This window comes from Ottowia flava (genome assembly GCF_008017535.1).
GTDB classification, from domain to species: Bacteria; Pseudomonadota; Gammaproteobacteria; order Burkholderiales; family Burkholderiaceae_C; genus Ottowia; species Ottowia flava.
The window spans coordinates 23,766-33,223 of record NZ_VRUA01000029.1; the positions used below are offsets into that span (position 1 = coordinate 23,766).

7 protein-coding genes are annotated in these 9,458 nt (G+C 65.0%); 6 read left to right on the forward strand and 1 reads right to left on the reverse strand.

The genetic code is table 11. From position 1 onward, the window contains the following. Positions 1–308 precede the first annotated feature (308 nt). Positions 309–758 carry a cupin domain-containing protein gene (locus tag FVQ98_RS18485; protein WP_147914929.1) on the reverse strand — a complete coding sequence of 150 codons (450 nt, stop codon included), beginning with the start codon at positions 756–758 and terminating at the stop codon, positions 309–311. A gap of 116 nt (positions 759–874) precedes the next feature. On the opposite strand from FVQ98_RS18485, the gene hrpA reads away from it, so the two are divergent. The 6 genes from hrpA to FVQ98_RS18515 all read left to right on the forward strand — a co-directional run bounded on the left by hrpA (position 875) and on the right by FVQ98_RS18515 (position 9,291). Further along, positions 875–5,089: an ATP-dependent RNA helicase HrpA gene (hrpA, locus tag FVQ98_RS18490; protein WP_147914930.1), complete on the forward strand. Its 4,215-nt coding sequence runs from the start codon at positions 875–877 to the stop codon at positions 5,087–5,089. After that, complete coding sequence (locus FVQ98_RS18495; protein WP_147914931.1) at positions 5,086–5,430, forward strand: cytoplasmic protein; 345 nt, start codon at positions 5,086–5,088, stop codon at positions 5,428–5,430. Before hrpA ends, FVQ98_RS18495 begins: the two co-directional genes overlap by 4 nt. A 121-nt stretch (positions 5,431–5,551) precedes the next feature. Further along, positions 5,552–5,752: a hypothetical protein gene (locus FVQ98_RS18500; RefSeq protein WP_147914932.1), complete on the forward strand. Its 201-nt coding sequence runs from the start codon at positions 5,552–5,554 to the stop codon at positions 5,750–5,752. Positions 5,753–5,951: 199 nt separating this feature from the next. Beyond that, a complete protein-coding gene (locus FVQ98_RS18505) occupies positions 5,952–6,593 on the forward strand; it encodes a CDGSH iron-sulfur domain-containing protein (RefSeq protein WP_147914933.1) in 642 nt (213 codons plus the stop codon). Positions 6,594–6,858: 265 nt separating this feature from the next. Then, positions 6,859–8,475 (forward strand): glutamine-hydrolyzing GMP synthase, encoded by a 1,617-nt coding sequence (gene guaA / locus FVQ98_RS18510; protein WP_147914934.1) that lies wholly within the window; start codon positions 6,859–6,861, stop codon positions 8,473–8,475. A gap of 252 nt (positions 8,476–8,727) precedes the next feature. Further along, entirely contained in the window at positions 8,728–9,291 is a 564-nt protein-coding gene (locus tag FVQ98_RS18515) for a hypothetical protein (RefSeq protein ID WP_147914935.1), read from the forward strand. Positions 9,292–9,458 lie beyond the last annotated feature (167 nt).

Here is a 9,458-nt window from a genome sequence, read left to right on the forward strand (position 1 = left end):
GGGAGCGCGTCAGGTGTGCGTGAAGTGCGTCAAGGACATATCTCAAAACCTCCTGTGGGGGGCGTGGCCCGCAAGGTCATTCGTTGCGGACGGCGTGATCGCCAGGAGAAAGGAAGGGGCGGATTGTGGGCAAAGGCGCAGCGTTTGCCAAGTGCAATGTGGTAAACGTGCGACGATTTATGAATAAGAAAGGTCGCCAGCCCTTGATGCAACTGCGCAAGCAGCTATGTATTCGATAGTAATTTGACGCGGTCGCCGGCCCACGCCACAGCACCCGCGCAGCGCCCACCGCGGTGGGCGCACAGGGGTCACTTCTTCTTCGGCACGATGTCCACCGCCCACAGCTGAGCGGTTTCGCTGTTGCTCGGGTTGGTGAACCAGTGGCTGGTTTCAGCGGTTTCCTGCCAATGCTCGCCGGTGCGCAGCACGCGCTGGTCGTTACCGCGGCCTTCGATCACCATGCCTTTGACGACCAGCACGATGCCGGGCCGTCCTGCGTGCGGGTGCACGGCGGCACCGCCGCCCGGTGCCAGTGTGAGCAGGCGCGCGCGCAGGTCGTAGTCGGCCATGCTGCCTGGCATCTTGTGTGCGGCCAGGTCGACCAGGCCGACAGGGGCATCGCCGCTCAGCCCGCTGTTCTTGGCGGGTGCCGCCACGACGCTGGATTCGCGCGTTGTCGAGCAGGCGGCCAGGCCAAGCGCGAGGCCCAGGGCCAGCGAGACGGTCGCCGTGCGGCGGAGAAGGCGGGCTTGAAACATGGTGGCAGGTCTCCAGATGGGAAGGGATTGAACTGTTCGCCGCCCGATGGTGCACCAGTTTGCGCGGCCCGCGTGCCCGGCGCGACGCGCCGGGCACTGGGATAATCCCCACCCCCATGACCGTTTCGCCCGACACCGCAGCGCCTGCCGCGCCCCTGAAGATATCGTTTCCCGACAACCTGCCGGTGTCGGCCCGCCGCGCCGAGATCGAAGACGCGCTGCGCGCCCACCAGGTGATCATCGTGTGCGGCGAAACGGGTTCGGGCAAGACCACGCAGTTGCCCAAGATCGCACTGGCCATGGGCCGCGGGCGGCTGAACGCCAAGCCGGGTGAGCGCGGCCGCCTGATCGGCCACACGCAGCCGCGCCGCATCGCCGCGACCAGCGTGGCCAAGCGCATCGCCGACGAGCTGAACACGCCGCTGGGCGAGGTGGTGGGCTACAAGGTGCGTTTTGGCGACCGGCTGTCCAAAGACGCATCGGTCAAGCTGATGACGGACGGCATCTTGCTGGCCGAAACGCAGACCGACCCGCTGCTCAAAGCCTACGACACGATCATCATCGACGAGGCGCACGAGCGCAGCCTGAACATCGACTTTCTGCTGGGCTACATCCGGCAGATTCTGCCGCGCCGGCCGGATTTGAAGGTCATCGTGACCTCGGCCACGATCGATGCGGATCGGTTTGCCAAGCACTTTGAGGGGAAGAATGGTCCCGCGCCCGTTTTGATGGTGTCGGGCCGCACCTTTCCCGTCGAGCAGCGCTACCGCCCCTTCGAAGAATCGCGCGACCACGATCTGAACGACGCCATCGCCGATGCCGTGGACGAGCTGTGGGCGGGCGGCCTGGCGCCGGGCCGCCCCAAGCCAGGCACGGCCCCCTCGGGGGGCAGCGAAGACGCGCAGCGCGGAGCGTGGGGGCGAGTAGCTTCCGGCGACATCCTGGTCTTTCTGCCGGGCGAGCGCGAGATCCGCGAAGCCGCCGATCACCTGCGCAAACACCTCGCGCACAGCCCGGTGCTGCGCAGCGCCGAGGTGCTGCCGCTGTTCGCGCGCCTGTCGCAGGCCGAGCAGGACCGCGTTTTCGAGTCGCACGGCGCGCCGCGCATCGTGCTGGCCACCAACGTGGCCGAGACTTCGCTCACGGTGCCGGGCATCAAGTACGTGATCGACCCTGGCACGGCGCGCGTCAAGCGCTATAGCTACCGCAGCAAGGTGGAGCAGCTGCTGGTCGAGCCGGTGAGCCAGGCAGCGGCCAACCAGCGCGCCGGCCGGTGCGGGCGCGTGTCGGACGGCGTGTGCATCCGGCTGTACGACGAAAAGGACTTCAGCGGCCGCCCGCGCTTTACCGACCCGGAAATCCTTCGCTCGTCGCTGGCTGCCGTCATCCTGCGCATGAAAAGCCTGCACCTGGGCGGCGAAGGCGGCCGGGTAGAAGACTTCCCGTTCCTGGATGCGCCGTCAGGCCGCGCGATTGCCGACGGCTTTCAGCTGCTGCTGGAGTTGGGCGCGGTGGATGAGGCGCTGGAGTTGACGCCGCTGGGCCAGGAGCTGGCGCGCCTGCCGCTGGACCCGCGCGTGGGCCGCATGATCTTGGCCGGGCGCGAGCGTGGCGCATTGCGCGAAGTCCTGATCATCGCCGCCGCCTTGAGCGTGCAGGACGTGCGCGACCGGCCGATGGACAGCCAAGCCCAGGCCGACCAGGCGCACGCCAAGTTCGACGACGAGAAGAGCGAATTCAGCGGCTACCTGCGTCTGTGGAAATGGCTGCACGACGCGCGCGGCGGCCAGGTCGTCAAGACCCGCGCCGAAATGGCGGCGCGCGAAGGCGGGCAGGGCGGCCAGCGCCGCACACCCGCCAACGTGGCCACGCTGCCGGTGGCGCAGCGCGCCGCCCTGGCACTCGCGCAGGCGCGTGATGCGCTATCGAAAGAGAAGCTGCCCGCGCAAGTGGCTGTAGGGCGGGAAGCACAAAACACTTCAAACCACGGTGACGCGCCTGCACACAAGCTGAGCAACCGCCAGTGGGAAAACCTGCTGCGCCAGAACTTCATCAACATCCGCCGCGTGCGCGAATGGCGCGACATCCACACCCAACTGCACACCGTGGTGGCGGAGCACAAGTGGAAGGAAAACGCGCAGCCCGCCGGCTACGAGGCGCTGCACAAATCGCTGCTGACGGGGCTGCTCGGCAACGTCGGCTGCAAGCTGGAAGGCGAAGACGCGCAAAGCGGCGAATACCTGGGCGCGCGCGGCATCAAGTTCTTCCGTCACCCGGGCGCGCACCTGTCGAAAAAGCCGGGCAAATGGATCGTCTGCGCCGAGCTGGTGGAAACCACGCGCCTGTTCGGCCGCGGTATTGCGGCGATCGAGCCGCAGTGGCTGGAAGAGGTGGGCGGGCATTTGCTGAAGACCCAACTGCTCGACCCGCATTGGGAAAAGAAAGCGCAGGACGTGGTCGCGCTGGAGCGCGCCACGCTGTACGGCCTGCTGGTCTACAACGGACGCCGCAAGAGCTTTGGCCAGGTCGACCCGGCGGGCGCGCGCGAGTTGTTCCTGCGCGAAGCGCTGGTCGGCGGCGAATGGCCGGAAGAATGGGCGCGCCGCCTGCCGTTTCTGGCCGATAACGCGCGCACCATCGCCAAGGTCGAAGAGCTGGAACACAAGAGCCGGCGCCAGGACGTGCTGGTCGACGACGAGCTGATCTACGCCTTCTACGACGCGCAGGTGCCCCGCGGCATCAGCAACGGGCGCGACTTTGAAAAATGGTGGCGCGAAACCAGCCGTGCGCAGCCCACGCTGCTGCGCTTGACGCGCGAAGAACTGATGCGCCACGAAGCGGCCGGCATCACCACCAGCGCCTTCCCCAAGATGATCCGCCTGGGCGGCGTGGACTGCGCCGCGACCTACCTGCACGAACCCGGTGACGCCAAGGACGGCCTGACGGTGACGGTGCCGCTGTTCGTGCTGAACCAGGTCAGCGACGCGCGCGCCGAATGGCTGGTGCCCGGCATGCTCAAGGACAAGATCCAGGCGCTGCTGAAAAGCCTGCCGCAACGGCCGCGCAGCCGCTTCGTGCCGCTGCCGGAGAGCGCCGCGCGCCTGAACGAGACGCTGGGCACGCCCGAGGCCTTTGGCCACGGCAGCCTGGTCGACGCGCTGCTCAAGCAGGTGCGCGACGCGACCAGCCTGGACGTCAAACGCACCGATTTCAAGCTGGACATGCTGCCGGCCCACCTGTTCATGAACTTCCGCGTGGTCGACGAGCATGGCCGCCAGCGCGGGCAGGGCCGCAACCTGGCCGCGCTGAAGGCCGAGCTGGGCGGCGAGGCGCGCGGCGCCTTCCAGGCCCTGGCAGGTCTGAAGGCGGCCAAGGTTGAGCTGGCCAGCCCAGGCAGCGACGATTATCAACAAAAACCCGCGCCAGCCCTACAACCACCTGCGCAAGCAGCTAGTAAATCAGAAGCAAGCAGCGCCGCCGTGGTTGACGCCCGTCACACGCGTTGGGACTTCGGCGAACTGCCCGAGCTGATGGAAATCCGCCGCAAGGGCCAGACGCTGGTCGGCTTCCCGGCGCTGACGGACGCGGGCGACGCGGTCACGATCGAGGTGTTTGACGAGCCCGAAGTCGCCGCCACACGCCACCGCGCCGGCCTGCGGCACCTGTTCGCGCTGCAGATCAAGGACGCGCTGAAGTACCTTGAGAAAAACGTGCCCGACCTGCAGAAGATGGCCGTGGCTTACCTGCCGCTGGGCACGGCCGAAGAGCTGCGCCAGCAGATCATCGACGTCGCGCTGGACCGGGCCTTCCTGGGCGAGCCGCTGCCCGCGAACGAAGCCGACTTCACGCGCCGCGTGGACGAAGGCCGCGCGCGGCTGACGCTGATCGCCAACGAAGTCGCGCGCCTGGCCGGCGTGATCCTGACCGACTACGCCGCCGCCGCGCGCAAGATCAAGGACACTAAGAACGCGCCCGACGCCACCAGGGACGCGGCCGAACAACTGCAACGCTTGATGCCGCGCCAGTTCTTGATCAACACCCCGTGGCCTGCGCTGCAGCACTTCGCGCGCTACCTGAAGGCCATCACCCTGCGCCTGGAAAAATTCCGCGCCGACCCCGCGCGCGACGCCCAGCGCATGGCCGAAGTGCGCGCGCAAGACCAGCGCTTTTGGCGCCTGGTGGCCGAACGCAAGGGCGTGCAGGACGCGCGCCTGCAAGAGCTGCGCTGGCTGCTGGAAGAGCTGCGCGTCAGCTTCTTCGCGCAAGAGCTGCGCACGCCGCAGCCGGTCAGCGTGAAGCGGCTGGAGAAGGTGTGGGGGCAGGTCGCTTGACCCAGTCCGACGTGCTGTCTCGCGCGGTGGCGCACAGTTGCCGAAACCGCGACGAAGTCATGCGCAGCGACGCATGCGCCTGTTTTCATTGCTTTGTGCGGTTTGAGGCACACGCGATTCGGTTGTGGACGGACAGCGAGGATCCGCGCGACGACGACCCCGGAGCGCTGCGCGACGACGCGTCTCCCTTTCCGGGGGCGACGGCATGCTGTCCAGCGTGTGGCTACGATTCGGTGATCGGCTCCGCCAGTGGGTTCGCGCTCGACATCGATTTTTTGCGTCAGTTGCGCACCCATTGGCACCGAGCAGCGCCAGGTGATGACCACGATTGCCGGACTTGAGCGGCTCCGCAAGCGGGTGAGGGCGGTCACCCAATGCTGACTGTTGCGGCGGTCGTCCTGCTGTCGATGCTGTCCTGCGCGATGCAGTTTGCGTTGGAAATCGCGCTGGGCAACATCAGGCATGTGGAACAGGGCCGCCCACCCAAGGCCGGTGCTGCCGATGGTGCCGCTGACCTACGTCGTCGCGCTGTGGCTGGCGTCGCGCTACTTCCCGAGCGCTGGGCCCGCCGTGGTCTATGCGTGGGGCGGCGTGTCCATCCTGGTTCGCCTGGCGCTGCTGGTTCGTGCGCGCGGACGCTTGCGCAAGATGACGGATGGCTGAGACGCTGAGCGTCGGCGACCAACGCGTAGCCAAGGCGCTGCCTCGACGGGCAGGAAAGCGTGCGCTTGGGGTGCCGGATCGCTGTGATTTCCGCGTCTGTCCTACGTCTTTCGATGGGTGCGGCTGGCGCGGCGCGCTCGGCCGGAAGCGCGAGATACCCGCATACTGCTCCCATCGCCGCACCCATCAAGGACGCACCATGCCCGTCGAAACCGTCAAGTCGGACAGCTGCACGATCGAATTTCACAGCGAACGCTGCATCCATGCCCGCAACTGCGTGCTCAGTCGGCCGGACGTGTTCGTGCCCAACGTGCAGGGCGCATGGATCCACCCGGAGCGCGCGACGGCCGAGCAGGTGCTGGAGCTGGCGCACAACTGCCCGTCGGGCGCGATCCAGTGCAAAAGGCCCGACGGCAGTGCACTGGAAACCGCGCCTGAGGTCAACACCGTCCGAGTGCGTGAAAACGGTCCGTTGGCGTTTCACGCGCCTCTGGACGTCGCGCAAGACGCGGTCGGTTTTCACGCCACGCTGTGCCGCTGCGGGGCATCGCAGTCCAAGCCGTACTGCGACGGCAGCCACAACAGCAGCGGCTTTCAGGCGACGGGCGAACCGCCGACGAAGCCTTCCGAGGCGCTGCCTCAGCGCGACGGCCCGTTGACGGTAACGCCGACGAAGAATGGGCCGCTGCATGTGCAAGGCTCGCTGGAAGTGGTCAGTGGCACGGGCCGCACCGTCAACCGCGTGACCGACACCTGGCTGTGCCGCTGCGGGCATTCGCAGAACAAGCCTTTCTGTGACGGCAGCCACGCCAAATTCGGGTTTCAGGCGGACGGCGTCTGAGTGGGCCGCTGGCTGCTCGGTATGTGACGTGGCAAGCGGTAGGCAGGGCATCCAGCGGGCGGACTGCGACACCGCCTGCAACCCGATTCCCATGGACGGACTTGCCACAACAGCCACGAAGCCTGCTGTGAGCGCGGTTTAATGCTATTTATTAGATAGCTGCCCGCGCTGATCCACAGCGGGCCAGCGCTTGATTTGGCGTAGAATATCGGGTTTTCCCGGTCAGGGCCCCGCCGGCTCGTCCGCAACCCATAGCCTCCGCGCCATGTCCCACGACAAGATCCTCATCCTCGATTTCGGCTCCCAGGTCACGCAGCTGATCGCGCGCCGCGTGCGTGAAGCGCATGTGCTGAGCGAAGTCCATCCCTGCGACGTGAGCAGCGAGTGGGTGCGCGAGTACGCCAAGGACGGGCACCTGAAGGGCATCATCCTGTCCGGCAGCCACGCCAGCGTGTACGAGGTGGACGACAAGGCGCCGGACGCTGTCTTCGAACTGGGCGTGCCGGTGCTGGGCATCTGCTACGGCATGCAGACCATGGCGCAGCAGCTGGGGGGCAAGGTCGAAGGCTCCCATCAGCGCGAGTTTGGTTACGCCGAAGTGCGGGCGCGCGGTCACACCGACCTACTGAAAGACATCGCCGACTTCACCACGCTCGAAGGCCACGGCATGCTGAAGGTGTGGATGAGCCATGGCGACAAGGTGACCGAATTGCCGCCAGGCTTCAAGCTGATGGCCAGCACCGACAGCTGCCCCATCGCCGGCATGGCGGACGAGGCGCGCCATTTCTACGGCGTGCAGTTCCACCCCGAAGTGACCCACACGATCCAGGGCGCGGCGGTGTTGCAGCGTTTCGTGCGCGAGATCTGCGGCGCCAAGCCGGACTGGATCATGAAGGACCACATCGAAGAAGCGGTGCAGAAGATCCGCGAACAGGTGGGCGATGAGGAAGTCATCCTGGGCCTATCGGGTGGGGTTGATTCGTCGGTGGCAGCTGCGCTGATTCACCGCGCCATTGGCGACCAGCTCACCTGCGTCTTTGTCGACCACGGCCTGCTGCGCCTGGACGAAGGCAAGATGGTGATGGAGATGTTTGCCGGCAAGCTGCACGCGCGCGTCATCCACGTGGACGCCAGCGAGCAGTTCCTCGGCCACCTCCAAGGCGTGGCGGACCCCGAACAGAAGCGCAAGATCATCGGCCGCGAATTCGTGGAAGTCTTCAAGGCCGAGGCGGCCAAGCTGAAAGCCGGCGGGCAGGGCCACAAGGGGGCGACCTTTTTGGCCCAAGGCACGATCTACCCCGACGTGATCGAGTCCGGCGGCGCCAAGAGCAAAAAGGCCGTCACCATCAAGAGCCACCACAACGTGGGCGGCCTGCCGGAACAGTTGGGCCTGAAGCTGCTGGAGCCGCTGCGCGACCTGTTCAAGGACGAGGTGCGCGAGCTGGGCGTAGCCCTGGGCTTGCCACCCGAAATGGTCTATCGGCACCCGTTCCCAGGCCCAGGCCTGGGCGTGCGCATCTTGGGCGAGGTGAAGAAGGAATACGCCGACCTGCTGCGCCGTGCGGACGCCATCTTCATCGAAGAGCTGCGCAACTTCCGCGATGAAGCCACCGGCAAGACCTGGTACGACCTGACCAGCCAGGCCTTCACCGTGTTCCTGCCGGTCAAGAGCGTGGGCGTGATGGGCGACGGCCGCACCTACGACTACGTCGTGGCCCTGCGCGCCGTGCAGACCAGCGATTTCATGACCGCCGACTGGGCGGAACTGCCGTATGCGCTCCTGAAGAAAGTGTCGGGCAGGGTGATCAACGAAGTGCGCGGCATCAACCGCGTCACCTACGACGTCAGCTCCAAACCGCCGGCGACGATCGAGTGGGAGTGAGAATTGTCCTCTAAGTTATTAATTTATAAGGAAATATTTTTCACCAAGCTCGCGTTTGATACCATCATTGATGGTATTTTTGCTGGTATCGATTGATCGATAAATTGCTCAATGCCTCGATACCATCACGTTCTGGATGTGCGTCCCAAATGGGCGCACGAAAAAACTGAGCTGTGGCAACCAGTTGCAGTCGATCTGCTGGTATTGAACTCCACAATTTTGCCTGTCATTTGATACCAGCAGCCCGCTGATATGACGATCAACACTCAGGCTTTCAGCGCATCCGAGTGGATCGCAAGGAATACACGCGGCGGCGTACACATCACCGCTGAGACACAAACCGCGGTGTCGAACTTCACGACGATGTGGAACTTCTTTGAAAGCGCTCTGTGCGAGAACCGCGCATCTGTTGCCGCGTTCGAGAAGTTGATGAGCAGGTGTCAGCCTGATGCCTTTCCCAAAGACATCGCGCACACGCTAGTAGAGTGCATCACCTTTTGGCGTTTTCGCTATCGCACTCCTCACGGATTCGGTGACAGGTTCTCGAACTTGCACTTTCGGAAATCGGATAGAAGGGATCTGGTCGAGTCCGTTCTTTCCTCAGATACCGCTCCAGCAGCGGACGAGTTGCTTGCCTTGATGATCATCGTCTACAGGATACGGAACAATCTTTTCCATGGCCTTAAGTCGTTTGAGAAGTTGAACGAGCAAACCAAAAATTTGGACAACGCTAGTCGATGTATGGCTGCAATCTTGACCGTCGTTCCCTCGGCCATCGTTCATCCAGAGAGACAACTACAACTGGCAAACGCATAGTCAGATCCGTGTCGCGGGCACTCCTACGTCCGGCCTGCACAGGGGTAGGCGCCTGCGAAAGGGTAGCTAGATGTCGCATCCCGGACGATCATAAGGTCGCTTGTGGAATAGCTGGGGGTGCTCCTGGTACGACTGTTTCATGGCCTGCACAGGCGTCTTGCTGCCCA